The sequence below is a fragment of the Thermovibrio ammonificans HB-1 genome (assembly GCF_000185805.1).
Classification (GTDB): Bacteria; Aquificota; Aquificia; order Desulfurobacteriales; family Desulfurobacteriaceae; genus Thermovibrio; species Thermovibrio ammonificans.
Genome location: NC_014926.1, coordinates 760,523 through 779,757, shown reverse-complemented (window position 1 = coordinate 779,757; position 19,235 = coordinate 760,523). Strand labels below are relative to the sequence as shown.

Annotated in this window: 15 protein-coding genes; 10 read left to right on the top strand and 5 right to left on the bottom strand. The window is 51.8% G+C overall.

Annotated elements, in window-relative coordinates:
* Nucleotides 1-34 precede the first annotated feature (34 nt).
* Genes THEAM_RS04150 through THEAM_RS04105 form a run of 10 tightly spaced genes read left to right on the top strand, consistent with a single transcriptional unit; the run spans nt 35 to nt 8,894 of the window.
* Nucleotides 35-718: a biotin--[acetyl-CoA-carboxylase] ligase gene (locus tag THEAM_RS04150; protein ID WP_013537575.1), complete on the top strand. Its 684-nt coding sequence runs from the start codon at nt 35-37 to the stop codon at nt 716-718.
* On the top strand, nt 708-1,376 hold the full coding sequence (locus tag THEAM_RS04145) for an HD domain-containing protein (protein ID WP_013537574.1): 669 nt from the start codon (nt 708-710) through the stop codon (nt 1,374-1,376). The genes THEAM_RS04150 and THEAM_RS04145 overlap by 11 nt, the downstream gene beginning before the upstream one ends.
* A gap of 42 nt (nt 1,377-1,418) precedes the next feature.
* Complete coding sequence (gene secD / locus THEAM_RS04140) at nt 1,419-3,089, top strand: protein translocase subunit SecD (protein ID WP_013537573.1); 1,671 nt, start codon at nt 1,419-1,421, stop codon at nt 3,087-3,089.
* Nucleotides 3,090-3,098: 9 nt separating this feature from the next.
* A complete protein-coding gene (secF, locus tag THEAM_RS04135; RefSeq protein WP_013537572.1) occupies nt 3,099-3,983 on the top strand; it encodes a protein translocase subunit SecF in 885 nt (294 codons plus the stop codon).
* Nucleotides 3,980-5,059: an LptF/LptG family permease gene (locus tag THEAM_RS04130; protein WP_013537571.1), complete on the top strand. Its 1,080-nt coding sequence runs from the start codon at nt 3,980-3,982 to the stop codon at nt 5,057-5,059. Before secF ends, THEAM_RS04130 begins: the two co-directional genes overlap by 4 nt.
* Entirely contained in the window at nt 5,056-6,120 is a 1,065-nt protein-coding gene (locus THEAM_RS04125; RefSeq protein ID WP_013537570.1) for an LptF/LptG family permease, read from the top strand. Before THEAM_RS04130 ends, THEAM_RS04125 begins: the two co-directional genes overlap by 4 nt.
* The gene (locus THEAM_RS04120) at nt 6,117-6,821 is read left to right on the top strand and encodes an endonuclease V (RefSeq protein ID WP_013537569.1); all 705 of its coding nucleotides are present in this window, start codon (nt 6,117-6,119) and stop codon (nt 6,819-6,821) included. Before THEAM_RS04125 ends, THEAM_RS04120 begins: the two co-directional genes overlap by 4 nt.
* On the top strand, nt 6,811-7,239 hold the full coding sequence (gene ndk / locus THEAM_RS04115) for a nucleoside-diphosphate kinase (RefSeq protein ID WP_013537568.1): 429 nt from the start codon (nt 6,811-6,813) through the stop codon (nt 7,237-7,239). The genes THEAM_RS04120 and ndk overlap by 11 nt, the downstream gene beginning before the upstream one ends.
* A 44-nt stretch (nt 7,240-7,283) precedes the next feature.
* Complete coding sequence (locus THEAM_RS04110) at nt 7,284-8,105, top strand: hypothetical protein (protein ID WP_013537567.1); 822 nt, start codon at nt 7,284-7,286, stop codon at nt 8,103-8,105.
* 12 nt (nt 8,106-8,117) lie between these two features.
* Complete coding sequence (locus tag THEAM_RS04105) at nt 8,118-8,894, top strand: fumarylacetoacetate hydrolase family protein (protein WP_013537566.1); 777 nt, start codon at nt 8,118-8,120, stop codon at nt 8,892-8,894.
* Between the two features lies 1 nt (nt 8,895).
* Here the strand turns inward: THEAM_RS04105 and THEAM_RS04100 are convergent, their stop codons facing one another.
* From THEAM_RS04100 to pelG, 5 genes are read right to left on the bottom strand one after another with little or no spacing between them, the layout of a single operon-like run.
* Nucleotides 8,896-11,058, bottom strand: a complete 2,163-nt coding sequence (locus tag THEAM_RS04100) for an IGHMBP2 family helicase (protein ID WP_013537565.1) — start codon at nt 11,056-11,058, stop codon at nt 8,896-8,898.
* Between the two features lie 50 nt (nt 11,059-11,108).
* Nucleotides 11,109-14,123, bottom strand: coding sequence for a tetratricopeptide repeat protein (locus THEAM_RS04095; protein WP_013537564.1), 3,015 nt, complete (start codon nt 14,121-14,123; stop codon nt 11,109-11,111).
* Nucleotides 14,120-15,181 carry a hypothetical protein gene (locus THEAM_RS04090; protein WP_013537563.1) on the bottom strand — a complete coding sequence of 354 codons (1,062 nt, stop codon included), beginning with the start codon at nt 15,179-15,181 and terminating at the stop codon, nt 14,120-14,122. The genes THEAM_RS04095 and THEAM_RS04090 overlap by 4 nt, the downstream gene beginning before the upstream one ends.
* Entirely contained in the window at nt 15,132-17,888 is a 2,757-nt protein-coding gene (locus tag THEAM_RS04085) for a bifunctional glycoside hydrolase/polysaccharide deacetylase family protein (RefSeq protein WP_013537562.1), read from the bottom strand. Before THEAM_RS04085 ends, THEAM_RS04090 begins: the two co-directional genes overlap by 50 nt.
* Nucleotides 17,857-19,227, bottom strand: a complete 1,371-nt coding sequence (gene pelG, locus THEAM_RS04080; RefSeq protein ID WP_013537561.1) for an exopolysaccharide Pel transporter PelG — start codon at nt 19,225-19,227, stop codon at nt 17,857-17,859. The genes THEAM_RS04085 and pelG overlap by 32 nt, the downstream gene beginning before the upstream one ends.
* Nucleotides 19,228-19,235 lie beyond the last annotated feature (8 nt).

Genomic DNA, 19,235 nt, shown 5'->3' with positions numbered 1-19,235 from the left:
GCGGCAATTATAGGGAGTTTTATAAAATTTGGCCATGGAAATCGTCTTCCTCGAAGAGGTAGATTCCACAAACGACGAAGCCAAAAGGCTCCCCTTCAAGCACGGCCTCTGCGTTGTGGCCCGAAAGCAGAGGGCAGGCAGGGGCCGAAGGGGAAGAAGCTGGCTCTCTGAGGCCGGAAAGGGGCTGTACGCCTCGTTTATTCTCGAGAGGCTAAACCTGCCAATTGTAAGCGTGGCTTTCGGCGTGGCGGTTCTGAAAACGCTCAAAGAGCTGGACAACCGCTTCTACCTGAAGTGGCCAAACGACGTTTACATAGAAGGTAAGAAGGTGAGCGGGATTCTCGTTGAGCGAACGAAGGACAGGCTGGTTGTAGGAGTCGGCATAAACCTTTCCTACGGGAAAGAGGAGCTTCAAAACCTTGAAAAACCGGCAACTTCTCTCAGTGCCGAAGGGATAGAATTCAACTACAACACCCTGCTTAAGTCGCTCCACAAAAACGTTTTAGAGCTTCACGCCCGGCTCAAAGAGGGAAGCTTCAACCCAAGGGAGTTTGAGAGGGAGTGCCCCCTAATAGGGCGGGAAGTGGTGGTAGTTCGGGAAAACGAGCGTTTTCGGGCAAGGGCCCTGGGCATAGACACAGACGGAGCACTCGTTGTTGAAAGAGACGGACAGATAACGAGACTCTTTTCCGGAGAGGTAAGCATCCGTGGAGTTTGAATTTCCCACCTTCAGAGAGCTCATGAAAGACAAGAGAATCCTCTACTACATAGAACGGGCCGACTACTTCCTTAAACGTATGGGCTACACCGACCACGGCATAAAACACGTAAGCTGGGTGGCAAACAAAGCCCGGTGGTTACTGCTTAAGACGGTTGGAGACAGAGTCCTTGCCGAGCTTGCGGGTGTTGCAGGGCTCCTACACGACATAGGCCACATAGTGAGCCGCCACGACCACGCCCAGAGCGGTGCAATCCTTGCATACCAACTGCTCAAGGGCAGAGGATTCCTCGACGACCACCTCACCGAGATAACCTTTGCAATAGGTAACCACGAGGAGGGAACCGGAGAGCCGGCAACGGAAGTGGCAGCAGCGCTTGTTGTGGCCGATAAATCCCACGTCCACAGAACCCGGGTGAGAAAAGAGGGGAACATAAAGGAGGACATTCACGATAGAGTCAACTACGCCGTTCTATTCAGCAACCTCGAGGTGGATAAAGAGAAGAGGGTGGTGAAGCTCGTCCTGAAGATAGACACCGAAATCTCCGACCTCCTCGACTACTTCTCTATATTCCAGCCCAGAATGGAGATGTGCAGACGGGCAACCGAAGTCTTAGGGTTTAAGTTCCGGCTCAAGATAAACGACACAGACCTCTAATTGTGTATCATTTGGCGATACCAAGTTGAGACGGAGAGCAGAATGAAAAACCTCAAGTGGAAGGTTCTCTTCATACTCGCAGTTCTTGTAGGCTCCCTCTACGTTGCCCTCACAAAGCCGATAAACCTGGGTCTGGACCTCAAAGGCGGAACTCACCTCGTTCTCCAGATAGAGACACAAAAAGCCCTCGAGAACGAAGTCTCAGCAGCACTCAGGGACATCAAAAGGAGCCTCGAAGAGGAGAACCTCCCCGTTGTGAGCGCCGTAAGGAAGGGAACGACCATAGAAATCGAGATGCTCACCGCAGATGCCGCCCAGAAGGCACAAGAGCTGATAAAGGAAGACTACGGCAGGATGTTTGCAATTAAGCGGAACGGAAACAGGCTCACATTAAGCCTGAAGCCTTCCTACGTTTCCAAAGAGATAGACAGACTCGCCGAACAGGCCCTCGAGACCATAAGGAACAGGATAGACCAGCTGGGGGTTGCAGAGCCGGTAATCGTCAGAAACGGCAAAGACAGAATAATAGTAGAGCTTCCCGGCGTTAAGAACCCCGAAAGGGCGAAGAAAATCATAGGCAAAGTAGCAAACCTCGAGTTTAAAGAGGTAGTGGCGGAGTTCAGGTCCCCGAACCAGATGATAGTAAACCTGGGAGGGAAGGTACCTCCGGGGGCTTCAGTAGAAGTTGAACCCTCTCCCACAGGCCCCAAGTTCTTCCTCGTAGAGGAGGGGCGGAAAGAGCCTATAAAAGTCAAAAACCTTGAAGAGCTCGTTAAAAAGTTCGGAGGGAACGTTCCCGAAGACGAGCAGCTCCTGCTACAGGAGATAAAGAACAAAGAGGGAAGAGTTGTAGCCTACAACTTCTTCCTCGTCAAAAGAGAGCCCATTCTAACGGGAGCCTACCTTAAAGACGCCTACCCCAGCCAAGACGAAAACGGCCTTCCCGCCGTTAGCTTCGTTCTAAACTCCCAGGGAGCAAAAATCTTCAGGAACTACACAAAACACCACATAGGAACGCGCCTTGCAATAGTTCTCGACAACAAAGTCCAGTCGGCACCGGTAATAAGAAGCGAAATAGGTGCCAGGGGCCAGATATCGGGACAGTTCACCTACCAAGAGGCCAGAGACCTTGCAATCGTCCTGCGGGCGGGAGCCCTTCCTGCACCGGTCAAGATAGTGGAAGAGACCACCGTAGGCCCCTCCCTGGGTAAGGAGTCGGTAGAGAAGGGAATAAAGGCGGGCGTAGCGGGCATAATAGTTGTAATGCTCTTTATGCTCGTTTACTACAAAACGGCAGGAATAGCAGCCGACGCGGCCCTGCTCATGAACGTGATAATCCTCTGGGCCCTGATGGCCCTTATAGGGGCAACGCTGACGCTGCCCGGTATAGCCGGCTTCATTCTCACAATCGGAATGTCGGTAGACGCGAACGTTATCATCTTTGAGCGGATTAAAGAGGAGCTTCGCAAGGGCAGAAACCTCTACTCGGCAGTAGAGGCAGGATTTGCAAGGGCCTGGGGAACAATTCTGGATTCAAACGTTACAACCCTTATAGCGGCGGCGGTTCTCTTCCAGTTCGGAACCGGCCCCATCAAAGGGTTTGCCGTTACCCTGTCGCTGGGCATCATGACCAGCATGTTCACTGCAGTTTTCGTAACCAAGGTTCTCCTCGACCTAATCGTTAAGTACAAACCAAAACTCTTCAAGATTTAGGAGCCGTTGATGGAAAGAAAGTTCGACTTCATCGGTAAACGCTACTGGGCATACCTGTTCTCCCTTACACTAATCCTGGGAACCTGGCTCTACGGTGCCTTCATAAAGGGGCCCAAGTTCGGAATCGACTTTACAGGCGGCGTCCTCGTCCTCGTTAAGGTGGAAGAGCCGGGGATAACAACCGGGAAGATAAGGGAAATCTTCAAAGGGAGCGTAGAAGGTGTGACCGTTCAGAACGTTCAAGGGGAGAACGAGTTCATGATAAAGGCCCCGGCTACGGGAGATACCAACAAAACGGTAGAGACAATACGGCGGAAGCTCAAAGAGCACTTTAAAAGTGGCGTAACGATTCTGAAAGTTGAGATGATAGGCCCGACCGTAGGGAAAGAGCTCCGCGAAAAAGGGATAATGGCCATCATCTACGCCCTAATAGGCATCCTTATATACGTTGCCTGGCGTTTTGAGTTCATCTTTGCCGTGGGAGCCGTACTGGCCCTCATCCACGACGCACTGGCCACAACCGGCGTCTTCATGGCCGTGGGAAGGGAGTTCAGCCTCCCGGTTATAGCGGCGCTCCTAACGGTTATAGGTTACTCCATCAACGACACCATAGTAGTTTACGACAGAATCAGGGAGAACATGAAGGTTTACTTAAGGAGCAAGCCCTTCGAGGAGATAGTTAACGACAGTATCAATCAAACCCTCTCAAGGACAATCATAACCTCCCTGACAACCCTCTTCGTAGTTCTGTGCCTTTACCTCTTCGGCGGAGGCGTTATAAACGACTTTGCATTTGTGCTCCTGGTCGGAATAACCGTGGGAACGTACTCCTCGATATTCATCGCAAGCGCCATTGTGGTCGACTGGTACAAGTATATGAAGAAAGTGAAATGAAGGTCCTTCACAGGTACATAGCCTTCGAAATCACCCGGGTGGCGGCCCTCAGCTCCGCCCTCTTCCTCTTTGTAATCCTGATGGACAGGGCATCGACCATAGCAGAAACCGTCCTCGGGAAAGGGGTCTCCTTCCTGGACTTCCTCTCGGTTCTTGCCAAAGGGCTACCGGCGTTCCTCGGGATAGTGATTCCGATGTCCTTCGTTCTTTCGGTTGTTATAGTGTTCATAGGGATGAACAGCAACAACGAGCTTACGGCCGCAAAATCGTGCGGCATAAGCCTGAAAGAGCTGTCAAAACCGGTTTTCCTGCTCGGCCTCATATTCTCGCTCCTCTCCTTCTACTCACTTATGTTCCTTGCCCCAAAGAGCAACGTTGCAATGAAGAGGGAGCTGGAAGAGCTCCTGAGGAAGAAGATAACCTTGAGTATCACAGAGAAGAGGTTTTCCAGCAACTTCCCCGGTGTAACGTTTTACGTTGAGAAGCTCTACCCGGAAAAGGGGCTCCTTGTAAACTTCATGGCGTCGCTACAGAAGAAGGAGAAACTCGTAACAGCTTTCGGCAGAAGGGGCTTCCTGAGGACAAAGGGAGACACCGTCTTCCTCGACATAGAAGACGGCAGTGCCCAAGTTGTAGACTGGAAAAAACCGAAAGAGTTCAAGTTCATAAAGTTCAAGAGCTACACGGTTGAACTCTACAAGTTCACCAGAAAAGAGAGGTTCAAGGCAGCCAAATACAAAACCCTATTCCAGCTCCTCAAAGAGAGGGATAAAGAGGCCAGAGTTGCCGTTGTAAAGAGAACCGCACTGGCGTTTGCCTCGCTGATAGTGGGGATAATCGGATTCTCCATAGCGGTCTCAATTCCCAGAGGCTCCATAGGTGTGGGAGTTCTGATTAGCCTCCTTCTCATCGTGCTTTACTACATACTCTACACCTTCTCTAAGAAGGTTGCCCTGAAAACCGGGCAACCCCTTTTGGCGCTTCTGCCCGATGTGGTATTCGGTGCGGCGGCTCTGTTACTCTATAAACTGGCGGTAAGCGAGCGCATTCGGATAAACGTTGGAGCGCGGTGGTGATAAAGAAGCTCGACAGATACGTCTTCTCCGAAGGGGTCAAGTTCTTCTTCCTGACACTGACCACGTTTCTCACCCTCTTTGCCGTTATAGACTTTGTAAGCCACTTCAACATGGTCTCCAAGGTGGGAGCGTCGGGGGCGGCCGCATACATCCTGGGGAGGCTTCCCCTCTACGGAGTAAGGGTTATTCCCATAGCCACTCTCATAGCCACTATGGTTACGCTCTCTCGGTTTTCCGAAACCAGCGAGCTTACAGTTGCAAGGGCGTTGGGCATAAGCACCTACAGGTTTTCGGCTCCCCTCGTTATCCTCGGAGTGCTGGCATCGGTAGCCTCCGTGGCCGTTCAGGAGACCTTACTGCCGGCAGGCCTTAAAAGGGCAACGGAGATTGCCCTTAAGGCCGGAGAAGAGGTGACAAACGGCCCCCAAAAGGTTCCGGGCGTGTGGTTCAAGGACAGAGCAGGAGATTTTGTGTTCTTCTGGGAGCTCCTGCCAAAAAACAAGAGGGCGGAGCGGGTAAGCATAATAAAGGTTAAAGACTTCTCGCCTACGGGGAGAATAGACGCAGAAGAGGCCATTTACAAGGGCGGGGGTAGGTGGCTTCTCAGGGAAGTCTTTGTAAGGGATTTTAAAGAGCTAAAGAGCACTGAGAAGGAAACGCTTCCTATAAATTTGGGGGTAAGCGTAAAGGAGCTACTTCTGTCGGTAAACAACCCGGAGGCAATGGGGCTCTTAGAGCTATTCCTGACCATAAAGAGATTGAGTAAGCTCAACTACGATACCAACTACCTCAGGGTGGAGCTCTACTCAAAGCTGGCACTCGGGCTGCTTCCGGTTATAACGGCGATAATCGGAATACCCTTTGGGGTTTACAACCCGAGGAATAAAAAGGGCTACACGGTGTTGCTTGCGGCAATAATCGTTGTATCTATGTGGATTACCGTATCGCTGTTTCTGAGCCTGGGGAAGAGTGAGGTCCTTCCGCCCCTTTACGCAGCCTTCGCTCCGCTCCTGCTATTTGGGGCCGTTGGGCTGTTCCTCCTGGGGAGGGTGGAAAGTTGAAGTTCTCCTTTAAGAAAGCGGCTAAAGCCCAGAAAGCTCTGGCTGAAAAGGTGAAAATAACGCCCCTTACAAGGGAACCGAAACTCATTGCCGGATGCGACTTAACGTTTTTAGACCCTTTTAAAAACCCCACCACGGGAATAGGGGCATTTGTGGTTTTAACCTACCCGGAACTGGAGGTTGTAGAAAAGCACTACGAAACCCTTAAGGTAGAGATACCTTACGTGGCCGGCTTTCTGGCCTTCAGAGAGCTTCCCCTCCTTTTAAAAACGCTGAAAAGGCTGAAACACACCCCCGACCTTATCGTGGTGGACGGCCACGGAATAACCCACCCCAGAAAACTCGGAATAGCCTCACACCTGGGGGTGGTAACGGGAATACCCACGGTAGGGTGCGCCAAAAAGCCCCTCTACGGGGAGTTCCAAGAGCCCTGCAGGGAAAGGGGATGCCGCTCTCCCATCACAGACCCGAAAACGGGCACGGTACTCGGCTACGCCTTAAGGACCAAAAGGAACGTTAAACCGGTTTACGTCTCTCCGGGTCACTTAGTAACTCCGGAGGAAGCGGCCGAGCTGGTGCTCTCAAGCTGCACCAAGTACAGGCTTCCGGAACCAACACGGTTGGCGCACAACTACCTGCAGTCTGTTAGAAAGGTTATAATACAGGGCAAATCCCAAGGAGGAGGAGAATATGGCAGTTGAGAGAACTCTGGTTATAGTAAAGCCGGACGCCGTGAAGAAGAACGCAGTGGGAGACATTGTAAGGATACTCCAGGAGAACGACCTGAAGCTCCTTGCAATAAAAATGGTTCACCTCACAAAGGAGCAGGCAAAGAAGTTCTACATCGTCCACAAAGAGAGGCCCTTCTACGATGAACTTACCGACTTTATGTCCTCCGGCCCGTGCGTTCCGATGGTTCTCGAAGGTGAGAACGCAATAGCAAGGGTAAGGGAGATAATCGGTGCAACCGACCCGGCAAAGGCAGCCGAGGGAACAATAAGGAAGAAGTACGGAACAGACGTAGGCAGGAACGCCGTTCACGCCTCCGATTCCCCCGAGTCTGCCGCCTACGAGATTCCGTTCTTCTTCAACCAGCTGGAGATACACGACCAGTATTAAATTCCCGGGGGCATCGGCCCCCGTTAACTCAATTGGGAGAGTTAATGGACGAGAGTTTCAGTATTCTGGAGCTTCCGCCCCAACTGTGCAAAAAGTCCAAGGGAGAAACGGTAGAAGTAAAACACTTCGTGTTCGAAGACCTACTCGACAGCCAGGAAAAGCTCATCTGCCGCCACGCCGAAATCGACGAGAACTTCTCAACCTACCTCTACCTGTTGGAGAAGAAAAGGGACTCTTTCTTCTCCCGGGAAGAGGAAAAACCTTTAGGCTGTTACCTCGGATACAGGGCGGGTGTTCTGTACACCTTTGAAGACTTTAACTTCAAAATAAACTCCTTCGACGAGTTTACGCTGCTGAGCGAGGCTGTTGAGGTAACAACCGGAACGAGCTTCTTCTTCGAGCTGTGCAACCTCTGCCAACTCCCCCAGGAGCTCTCCGGCGAGATAGAGCTTCTCCTCTCCATCTACTCCCGAAAAGTCAAGAGAATACCGCCCCTTACCCACTTCGACCAGATTGCCGACGAGAACAGAGAAGTGCTTAAAATGGCGGTAAAGGGCAACCCCCGGGCGGTTGAAAAACTCGAAAGGGAGGTAGGGGAAGAGGAGGCCAAAAGGTTGATAAAGGAGTTTAAAACCCGCCCCGAAGAGCTCTTCGACACCTGCATACTCTCGAGTGAGGGAAGCTACAGCGTGGTCGGCATAGTAACCGCCCTGGGCACGGAAGAGGTAGAAGGAAGACAACTAACGGTTGTAGACCTCTTCGCAGAAGAGTTCGAGCTGAGGGTTCTCTCCCCGCACGTAGAGCCGGTAAAGGAGGGAGAGAGGGTGGCCCTCAGTGGTAAAATGTTTGCAGTAGCCGTGGTTTAAGAGGAGGAGAGGGTGAAGATAGGGAGATTTAAGTGGGGTGAGAGGACAATCTACGGGATAGTTAAGGGGAGGGAGATAGTTCCCGTTAAGGAGACAAAGGTCTCTGAGCTCATGGAGGGCGTTACTCCGCTTGATGAAACCGTCTCCTTTAAGGAGGTGAAATTTCTCTCACCTACAAGGCCTTCCAAAATCGTGGCGGTAGGCCTCAACTACAGGGCACACGCCGAGGAGATGGGCAAAGAGGTTCCGGAAGAGCCCCTGCTGTTCATGAAACCCTCCACGGCGGTTATAGCCAACAAAATGCGGATATTCCTGCCCAAAATGTCCAGCAGGGTAGACTACGAAGGGGAGCTCGCCGTAGTAATAGGGAGGAAGTGCAGAAAAGTCTCCCCGGAGGAGGCCCCCGACTACATCTTAGGCTACTCCTGCTTTAACGACGTAACCGCAAGGGACCTTCAGAGAAAAGACGGCCAGTACACAAGGGCAAAGTCGTTCGATACATTTGCCCCCTACGGCCCATGGCTCAACACCGACATAGACCCGATGGGGCTCCAGATAACCACAAGGGTCAACGGCGAAGTAAAGCAGAGCGGAAACACCAGCGACATGATATTCTCGCCCTTTGAGCTCGTTTCGTTCATATCACAGATTATGACTCTCCTGCCGGGAGACGTTATAGCAACCGGCACCCCGCCGGGAGTCGGGCCCCTGAAGGCGGGAGACAGGGTGGAAGTGGAAATCGAGGGAATAGGAACCCTCATAAACTACGCAGAGGAGGAGAGGGAGTAGCTTAGGCCCTCTCCAACTCTCCCTCCCTCTTTACGTGCTCTATGAAGCGGCTGTAGGTGGAGTGGCTGCTTAAGGTTTTCGTGTTCCCAATGGCAACCAGCTTTCGCCTGGGGCGCGTTATGGCAACGTTGAGCCGGCGAAGGTCCTTCAGAAAACCTATCTCCCCTTCGTCGTTGGAGCGAACGAAGCTGACGATTATGGCTTCCTTTTCCCTCCCCTGAAAGCCGTCTACGGAGTTAACCTCAACCTTAAACTCCCTCTCTGCAAGGAGCTGCTTTATAAGCTTCACCTGGGCGGCGTAAGGGGTGATAATGCCGATTTCCCTCCTGTCGAGGCCCATACGGTGAAGCTCAAGGGCCACCTCAACGGCTATCTTGGCCTCTTCGTAGTTCTCGTAAGAGGTGGAACCTTCGGGCTGAAACTCGTAGGCGTTTATAGAGCTTGTATCGATAAAGCCGAGGGGAACGGAAGGGTCGAGGACCTTCTTAAACTTCCTCGGCGCCTCAAGGTTGAAGTCTGCAAGGGTTCTCTCTTTTACCTCCGGGGCGGCTACGAGCTTACCTTCGTAGAACTCCCTGTTGGGGAACTCCATTATCTTCTCGTTCATCCTGTACTGAACCCGCAGCATCGAGGAGAGCTCGCCGTGGGTAGAGATGAGCCTCTCAAAAAGGGTTCTCTCAAGCTCTTTGGCCTCTTCACTCGCCACAGTGGGGGGAAGCTGCTTATGGTCGCCGGCAATGAAGAAACGGTTGGCCCGGGCTATGGGTATCAAAGTGGAGGGCTCAACCTGCTGGCTGCCTTCATCTATAACGGCAGAGTCAAAGTGGAAACCTTCAAGGAGCTCCGACTTCACCATGGAGTTTGTGGAGATTACAACGTCGGCATCGGCGATTATCTCCCTGAAGATGTGGGTCTCCATCTCCTTTAGGGCCTTAATCCTCACATCTATTTCGTAGTTCGCCAAAATCCACTCGGCCATGGAGCGCATGAGCTTTTTGGGAACGCCGCGGAAGCTCTTTCCCTTCTTGCCGAAGTAAACAATCTCATCGTCGCTCATACCCCTGCGGAGCTGGGGAACGGGCTTTGTAAACTGGTCCCGCTTCTCTATAAGCTCCTTCACCCTCTCCCACCCCTCTTTTACCTTCTGAGCCTTAGGGTGCTCTTCAAAGAGGGCGTAAATGGAGAACCTCTCAAGCTCTTCCAGAACCCTTGCAGGATGACCTATCCTTACCAGTTTCAAATCCGGGTACTTGGAGAGGTTGAGGAGTATGTTGTCTGCGGCAATGTTGGAGTCGGCAGTGGCTATAACCTTTTCACCCCGCTTTACAAGCTGAACGATAAGCTCGGTAATAGTGCTGGTTTTCCCTGTGCCGGGAGGGCCGTGAATGAGGAAAAAGTCCGGAGAACCTAAAGCCCTTGAAACGGCAAGTCTCTGAGTTTCGTTGAGCCTGGAGTCAACAGGTTCAAAGGGTATCTCGGTAAAATGTTCCGGCTCTCTCAGGCCTATAACGGTGTTTCGAAGCTCACGCTGGCGGCCGCTGGCGTGCCTGAGCTCCTCTAAGTTCTCCTCCATCCGCTTGAAAGTAACGTCGTTAACGTAGAGGTCTATCCGAACCCCTCTCTTGTAAACCCAGTTTGGAGGGCGGTTATCAAACGCAACGGTTACGGTTTTCTCCGTAATCCTTACAACTGTGCCGAGTAAGTCGCTCTTTAAGGGGTTACCTTTACTAACAAGAACTATGTCGCCTGTGGTTATCTCCGTCTCTATGGGTTTTTCCCTCCAGAACCGAACAAGGTGAAGGTGAAACTTTGTTCCCGCCTTGGTTCCCTTAAGGTCGAGAATGGCACGGCCCAGAAGCTCCCTCTCCCTGCCTGAAAGCCTCCTTATCTCCTCCTCCTGGGCCTCTATCTCTGCAAGCCGTTCAACGTCGATAAGGTACTTAAACCTCTCAACGTAAAGGTGAACCCTCTTTATCTCCTCAGCCTCCTCCTCAGAGGGAACAAAGTCGGAGTAAATACTACACAGGCTCTCATCCTTCAGGTAAATGAGAGTTTTGCCGTTGGCTATGAAAACCTCCCTTACGTCTCCCTTCCTCAAGCCGAGTTTCTTCAGCTCCCGCTGAAGTTTTTTACCGTCGTAAATACCTTCAAGGAGAATAGGCAACTTAAACCTCCATTAAAGAGTCAGGGAGACAAATATAGCTCTCAAAACGGCTAAAACCACCTTCTATACCCGGAGCTGAGAATCCAGCCCCAGGAGTTCAAAGCGTTAAAGCTGTTAAACGTTCCCAGCTCCACGTGAAAGTTATCCTTCCTCGTGAGCCTGCCGCCTACACCTACCACAAGTGAACAGTCGGCTCCGTACTGGCTGTTGTAGCTTACAGAGCCGTCGAAGTAGGGCCTCCAGCTCTTTATAAAAGAGTCCCTGTGGTCAAAGCCCCAGTTAACACCAACGCCTAAAGAGTAAAAGCCGCTGGGCAGAACATTCTCCCTCTCCTTACCCGAGAGCCTGTCAACGTAGGTTCCCGTATGGTCGGTCTCGTAGTAGCTGTTAAGGTTTAAAAAGAGGCGGAACTTATAGTCGGGGTACTGACTCCGCTCCTGAAAAGAGAGCTCGGTGTAGAGTTTTCTACTGTTACCTACGTAACTGCCGTCGAGGGAGTAGTACCTGTTATAGGAGAGGGAAGTGAAAAGGGAGAGCCTGTTGTAGAAGGGGAAGGTGAACTCAAGCTGTGCCCCCCTTCGAACAACTCCTAAGGAGCTCAGGAAGGACTCATCTGTCAGCTCACCCTTAAACAGGGTAAGCGTGGCCGTAGACTGGTGCCAGAGCTGAGCGGTGTACCCTAAGTAACCTCCACCTAAAGTGTGGCTTCCCCCCCTAACTACAGTTACACCGGCAAAGAGCGACCTGTTGTAGTCGAGCAGACGCTCAAGGCCAACAGAAATCCTGTTCAACCCCCTCTTGGTGTCAAAAACGTTCCCCCGAGAGATGTCGTATCTAAAGGTATCCTTAACGTTCAGGTAGTAGTTTCCGGTAAGGTGCAACCTTAAATCCTGAGAGAGGGAAAGGAGGTTCACCCCCTTAACGCCGTAATCGGTAAGCTCAAGGTAGTAGTGGGAAGCCTTATCTACAACAAGGTCTCTAAACTGCTTCATAAGCTCGGCGTCTTTGGGGTTCTCATCCATACCCTTAACGGCTATCCAAAAAGCCCTGCCGAACTCCCCCACCTCTTCAAGGGCCGTAACTCTATCCCTGATGGGAAGTATGGGAAGGTAGAGCTTCACAAGCCTATTCATCAGGTACCTGTCTTCCCAGTAGAGGGCAAGGGTGAGCTTCATCCAGGGCGCAAGCTCCTCATCTTTTCGCTTCCAAAGGTAGGCGGTCTCACTCTCCCGCCCCTTATAGAGGAGGTAGGTAAGGTAGATATCCCTTGCGATTTCCTTCGAGAGGTAACGCTTAAGCCTCAGGAACTCCCTCTCAAACCTGTCTGCAGGCTGGTAAAAGATTGAAGAGCGAAGGTAGGCCTCAACAACGTCGGGGGAGTGAACTCCCTTTTTTATGAGCTTCTTGGTGTAGTTGTAAACTCTAAAACGCAGGGTCCAAGCCCTTCGAACGTCGCCGTAGAGCTCGAGGGCATCGGCCTCTGTAAGGAGCAAGTTGGGGTTCTTGGTTTTTATCAGGCTAAAACACTTTAAGGCTTTCTTACCGTTCTGGAGGAAGAGATAAGCCGCAGCAAAGGCCTCCGGAACTTGGCTACAGTAATCTTTGTACCTTCTGACAAGGCTCTCCACGGTGGGGTAGTCCTTCATATCTATACTGAGATAGATAAGCTCGGCCAGAACGTCGGGCGATGGGTTACCGTTGAGGTAGCTGAACAGCAGCCGCCGTGCCCTTTCCTTCTCACCCAGCTTAACAAGGGCGGAGGCGTAGGTGAGGCCGATAGTAGGGTCGGCAAGGAGCCTCCTCCTCAGCCTGTCGGGCAGGGAGTCCACCGACTCAACCACCTTGTCCCACTGCTTCAAGGAGGCAAGCAGGAAGAGATAGTTGGCAAAGAAGTCAGGTTTACCGAACTTATCAAATCCGAGCTTTGCGTACTTAACGGCCCTCTCGGGCTCCCTGTAGTAGTAATAGTAGATAACGCGGGTAAAGTCGGTCTCATCTGCCTTGTCGAGCTCTATGAGCCTTTCGGCAACCTCTACAGCCGTTTTAAAGTCGCCGAGGCTCCAGCTCAGAGACTCCAGAGTGTTCAGGTAGTCTACGCTGTTAACTTTCCGCCACTCCTCCTTTAAGGTGGCAAGGGCCTCTTTAAGCCTGTGCATGGCAAAAAGGAGCCTTGCCTTTGCGAGCCTGTCCTCAGGGGATAGGCCGAACCTCTGCTGTATAAGGTCGAGGACCTTTAACGCCTTTTGAAGCTCTCCCCTGTACCAGTAGATATTAAAGGCAAGATGAAGGGCATCGGGGTTATTGGAAAAGTGCTCAACCAAAAAGTCGGCCCCCTCCTCGGGCCGACCGACCCTGTGGAAGAGGTCAACTATATCAGTATAGTCAACGTTTCCTTCCCCGGAAGCTACAAGGAACTTCACACTCTTAAGGGCAGTTTCAAAGTCTCCCACCGCAAGGGCAACAGAGTAAAGGGGCCGAGCATACTCGTAGCGGTGGAACCTAAAAACAAGCTCCCTGTAAGCTTTCAAGGCCACTTTCGGCCTGTTCAGCCACACGGCCACGGTAGCAAGCCTCTTCCACCACTTTAAACTGTCTGGGTGGCGTTTTACGGCGAGTTGGGCAACCTTTAGCGCCCCCTTTAGGTCTCCGTTACCCAGGTAAACGGAGTAGAGAAAATCGAGGCCCACATGGCCCTGCCTGCTCTCTTCCGGTTTCTCAGGAACGGAAGGGGCAGAAACTTCACCGGCAGGTTTCTGCCCTGCTCCCCGTAGCTTTTTCACATCGGTTTCAACGAATGAGTAACTCTTTATCCCGAGCTCTTCAAGTTCGGTAACTTTCTCCCTTAAAGCCCTAACCGTAGGTGAAACAAGGTACCTGACCGTGTAGTACCCCGAGTCTGTCCTGTAGACAAACGCCTTTCTCCTTATAGCCGGGGGCAACTTCTTTAAAAATGCTTCCGCCCTCCCGTAGGAGTTGGTGGTAACAAGTTGAATGGAGTAGAACTTCCCTAAGGCGGGAGCGGTAAGAGCCAGCCACAGGGAAGCGGCAATAAGCACTCTCCTCATTTCTCTCCTCCGTACTGCTTCAACAGCCTATCGGCAAGCTCCACAGAGAGCCGCCTTAAGTTCTGGGCAACGGCCACCTTCAGGAAGAAAGAGAGGGCATCCTTCGAGGTGTAACGGCCGAGGTTCTCCCTGATTAACTCCTCAACTACACCTCTGTTACCCGACCACATTGCAAGATTCAAACACTCCTTGAGGACCTTAAACGAGCCGTTGCGTTTTAAAAAGGCCCTACAGAAGTCGAGGGCCCCCCGATAGTTACGTTTTGCAAGCTCAACATCTATTAGCTTCTTCAGGTCTTGGTAGGTAAAAACACCCCTATCGATGAGCCTACGGGCAACCTCAGTGTAGAGCTTCTCATCCTTAATCTGAAGCGCCACGGTAAAGAACTTCTTCAAGTCGGCATCGGAGAGCCGACACCTGGAAAGACAGAGCTCCAAAAGCCCTTTAAGGGTGGAAGTATCCCCTTCGGCCCATGCAAGGTCTATGGCCTTGCGGAGCCACCGCTCCTCCCCGGTTAAAAGGGCAAGCTTATAGGCAGCACTCTCTGCAACATCAAGGGCCCCTATGGTTAAAGCGGTTGAGTAAACCGCTTCAAGGCTTGAAACCCCGCCGCTGTTAAGCAGCTTCTTAAGCAGTGCAACAACCTTCTCCTTATAGAGCTCCTTCTCGGCGGGCCTTGCGGTGGAGTAAAGCCCCAAAAGGGCCTTCAACTTCAGAGCGAAGAACTTATCCCTGTAGCCGGGAGCGTTTAAAATGCCGGCATACCTGTTCAGCAGGTCGTAAGCCCTGCCGAACTCTCCAACCGACAAGTTCTTCTCCACCAGAGTAAAAACGAGCCGGGGGCTCTTAGAGTGGGCAAGAACGCTCTCAACGTAGTACTTTGCAAGGGGGTAGTTGTAGTTGGGGTCCTCAACGAAAAACTCCTCTATCTTCCCCTTCGGAAAGAGGAGATAGGCCACAAACAAAACGAAAACCACAAAGGCCAGTATCTCCCAGAAACTGAAAACCTTAACCCTTGCAATGGACTTCCAGTCTAACCTCTTTCTCTGGAGACTCAACCTTTAAAACCTCCCCCTCTTTTCTTACCTTTGCACCCTTGGAAAGGACCTTCACACTGCAAGCAGGGGAAACGTCAAAAACGGCCTCAAGGCCGTCTGTCTCGCTCTTAAGCGATAGGAAATAGCCGTCTCCCTTTCTGTCAAAGGAAGTAACAACGCCGTTGGAGCGAACAAGCCTGAACGGACTGCCGCCGCCAAAGCGCAATACCCTACATTTTTCCGGAGACAGGGTAACGTAAATCGAACCGTTAATACGCCTGTAACCTACAACTCCCCGAGAGGCCGAAACGGAAGGAGCGCTGCCACTATCAATCCGAACAGTTTTTAAAGAACCGGCAGAGCAGACAACCAAACCGGGCCTGCCGTCGTTAAAGGAGGCAACAGCCGTACCCCTAAATTCAAGAACCCTCTGAGCGTACTGAGATAGGTAAAGGGGAACAACCTCCTGAGAGAGTGCCCACCTGTAAACGGCCTTCAGAGCGTTAAAGGCACTCGGGTCCTCTCCGGAGTAGAAGTGGTAGTAAATCGAAATGGGTTTTAACCTTCTGGGAGAGTCGGTGAGCTTAAAACCGGATATGACTCTCAAGTAGCCGTCTTTAACGGTCCACTCGTTTGTGTAAACGTTTTCGTTCTGGAAGGGAGCGTAAACCTGGAAGTAACCGGCCTTGTTTATCCCCATGGGGGAAACTCTGCACAGGTAAGGAAAGGTGTCGCTTATGGTGGTATCGCCGCCGTTTACGTTGTAGAGCTTCAGGTCGTAAACCCTCTTTACAACCGGTGCAGGCGGGTCGCAATCCCCCGACCAGAGAAAGTCCTTAACCTCTTTCCCGGGTGGAGTAAGGTAACGGTCTATAAAGTGAACAGAGTAGTCTATCTCCTTGGAGATGCTCACCTTCGTATAGCCGGGAATGTTCAGGTGGTAGCCGTAGGGCAGCTCCTTAGGGTTGGGAGGTGGAAGCTTCTTACCGAGGCTCATAAGGTATATATCCCACCAGTTAAAGGGGTGGGAGTAGGTGTGGCTTGCAGGCTCAACGTTGGGTAGAGCAAATATAGAGCGGGCAACGGCCATCAGCCTTTCCGCCTTATCCGGGTAGAGGCCATGAGGGTCGAGCTCTCCCACTATAACCGAAACGGTATGGGGAACCTTAAAGACCTTGAAAATCTTATCCCTCAACACCTCTCCCGTATACTCTCCGGGAACAACCGCAGACTTATCGGCAAAGCCGTCGCCGTCGAGGTGAACCGTGAGTATCCGGCTTCCCGACTCAGTAGTTACGTCGGGCACAAGGGGGAGAGAGCCGAAAACCTCCCTGAAGAGGACAAAGGGGTTACAAACCCAGAGGACGTCGTTGAACATGTCCTTTACAAGGTACTGGCTGTAGCCGTAGCCTCCCCAGTCGGTTACGGCTACAGGAACAAAGCGCTGCCCCAAGGGGTTGACGAACTCCAAAAGGGCCCTGTAGTTACCCTCGGGAACCACAAAGGTATCGGTGGGAGTCGGATAGGCCTTAACCTCAAAAGGGTAGCCCTTAAAGTGGTAAACGAGCTTCAACGGAGCAAAGGGTTTTTTATTGGGGAAAGACTTAACGCCGAGCCTCTTCAGCTGGGAGTCCGTAAAGGAGCTGATATCCATAATGAACACCTTTACTCCTTTAGAGCGCAGGGCAAGGAGCTCTTCTGTAAGCTTCTCGGAAAGCTCCGGCCTGAAGTTCCATACAACAACCCCTTTGGGCAGGTAGTGGGTCTTCAGGTAGTCATCAAGGCTGGTTATGGGAACGGGAGTGGGAGCGTAACCGAGCCACTCAAGGGGCGTCTGAACTATCCTGTGAACGTCGGAGTTGGAGGCGGAAGAGAGCTTCGGGTCGTAAAGGAGCAGTATCTTCCTGTTAAACAGGTGGTAAACACCCTCCCCGAGGGCGGTAAGGCTCTTATTTGTTATCCAAGGTATAAAGCCGAGCCCCATTATCCTCCGGGCAAGCTCCCTTGCAGCGGCAGACCTGGGCTTCTCCATGTAATCCACAACTACAACGGGCATCCACCCCGCTATCCGCTTAAGGAGGGTAAGCCTTACCGTCTGCTCCCGACGAGGGACGCTAACGTAAGAGAGGTTCCTTCCGAGACCGGAAAAGAGGGACTCGGTAACGAAAGCGTTAACCTCTCCCTTAACCTTACCGACTATCCTAAACTGACCGTTTAAAAGGAGGATTTTCTTCGGATACCGGGCCCTGAGGGCCTTTATCAGTCTTACTTCAGCAGACTCGTAACCGGCCCACTCACTCTTAGGCAGAACGAGCTGGTAGGAGTTCAAAGTATCGAGGAAGAGGCCGTCGTAGAACGAAAGGAGGCTCTCGGCCTTCTGAAGCTGGTATTCAAAACAGCTCTGCTTCCTGAGGTCGATAACCGCCGTATGCCAAACCGGGTTTTCACCGATTACACAGCCGGCCGGAAGGCTCTGGAGCCGACTCTTTAAAACCTCTCCGGTGCTAAAGTAGGCAACGAGCTTAGCCCTCTTTTTTAAGTAGAACCGCTCGGAGACCCTTTCGGGGGTGAAAACGCTCGGGTCAACAACCACCCAGTCGTAGGCGTAGAGCAGCTCATCCGGCACGTCGCCGTAGAAGAAGGCAACCGACGGCTTTCCTCCCAAAGCAGCACCGGAAAAGAGCGACAGAAACAGGCTAAGCAAACATAAAAGTCTTATAGTGAACATCGTAGAGGAACCTCCTCAAGAATATCAGGGCAACAACAAACGAAACCAGCAGAGAGAAGAGGAACCCGTAACCGTAGAAATAGGGACCGAGGTGAAGAGTAACGTAGGTAAAAAGGGCGTTTGTCACCAGGAAGATGGCCGTAGAAATCAGAGCTTCACGCCTTAAATCGAAGTAAAAGAGCAGAGACAACACAACTATAAAGAGTAGCTGAAGGGAGGTTGCAACGGCCAGTATGTTAAAGAGCGGGATGTAAACCAGAGAGAGGCGAAAGAGCTTAAAGAGCCCCACTTCCAGCAGGAAGATAATCACAAGAGTAACGGCCTGAATCCTTAAAACCTCCTGAACGAAAGTCCTTACTGAGTTGATAAGGTCGTAGCCTATCTCAAAGATTCTTATGAGGGTCTCACCCTCCCTTACGGCGTCGTAGTAGCGCTGGTAGTGCTGAGCAAACTCACCCTCGAGCTTCAGGAAGAAAAACCCCATACCGGGAGCTATGGAGAGGTAAGCGAGGAACATCGGAATGTCGTAAATAAACGAAGCCTTAAACGGCCCCAAGATGGTAACGCCGGTAACCTTGGAGTGCCAGAACTCAAACTTATCAATCCAGATTGCGAGGTTGTAAAAGAGCCCCGACAGGGCAAGGGAGTAGAAAACCCTGTTCCTCTTCAGGAAGTCAAACTCCAAAAGCCTGTTAGAGGGAAACTCCCTGAATATGGCGGCAAGAAGCAGGAAGTAAACAACGAGAAAGCCTATAGCGTAAGCGTAGAGGAAGCCGTACTCGGAATACTCCTGAAAGTAGGGCGCCAACAGAACCATGAGCAGGAAACCGAAGACAAAGGAGAACAGGATGTACTTGTAACTCTTAAGGGAGGTCAGCAACGTGTTCGCAACCCAGAAGGAAGAGGCGAAAACGGTTGTCACAGTAAACAGGATAACCAAGTGAGGCGAAAGCTCAAAGAGCCATCCCCTCAGAAAGAGCAGCGAGACGAAAAGCCCCAAGAACATGCTGAGTATGAGGGCACCGAGCAGGTTCGGAAGGACCCTGTCGCTCTGCTTCTCAAAGAGCCTATCTGAAACGTAACGGCTGAAAAGAAGCTGAAACGGACCGGAGGCTATAAGGCTCAAGGCCATTATGTAGGTGATAATAACCTGGGATGTCCTGACGTTGGTCACATCTCCGGTAATTTGGGCAACCCACACCCCTGCGAATATTATGGCGAGAATCGAAATGACCCACGGCCCCGCAGCAAGGGCGGTAGAGTAGAAGAAAGAGGCTACTATACTCGAGAAGCTCCTCTTTGCAAGGAGCTTCCTAAGTTCGAAACTGATACCTGCCATCGGCTACA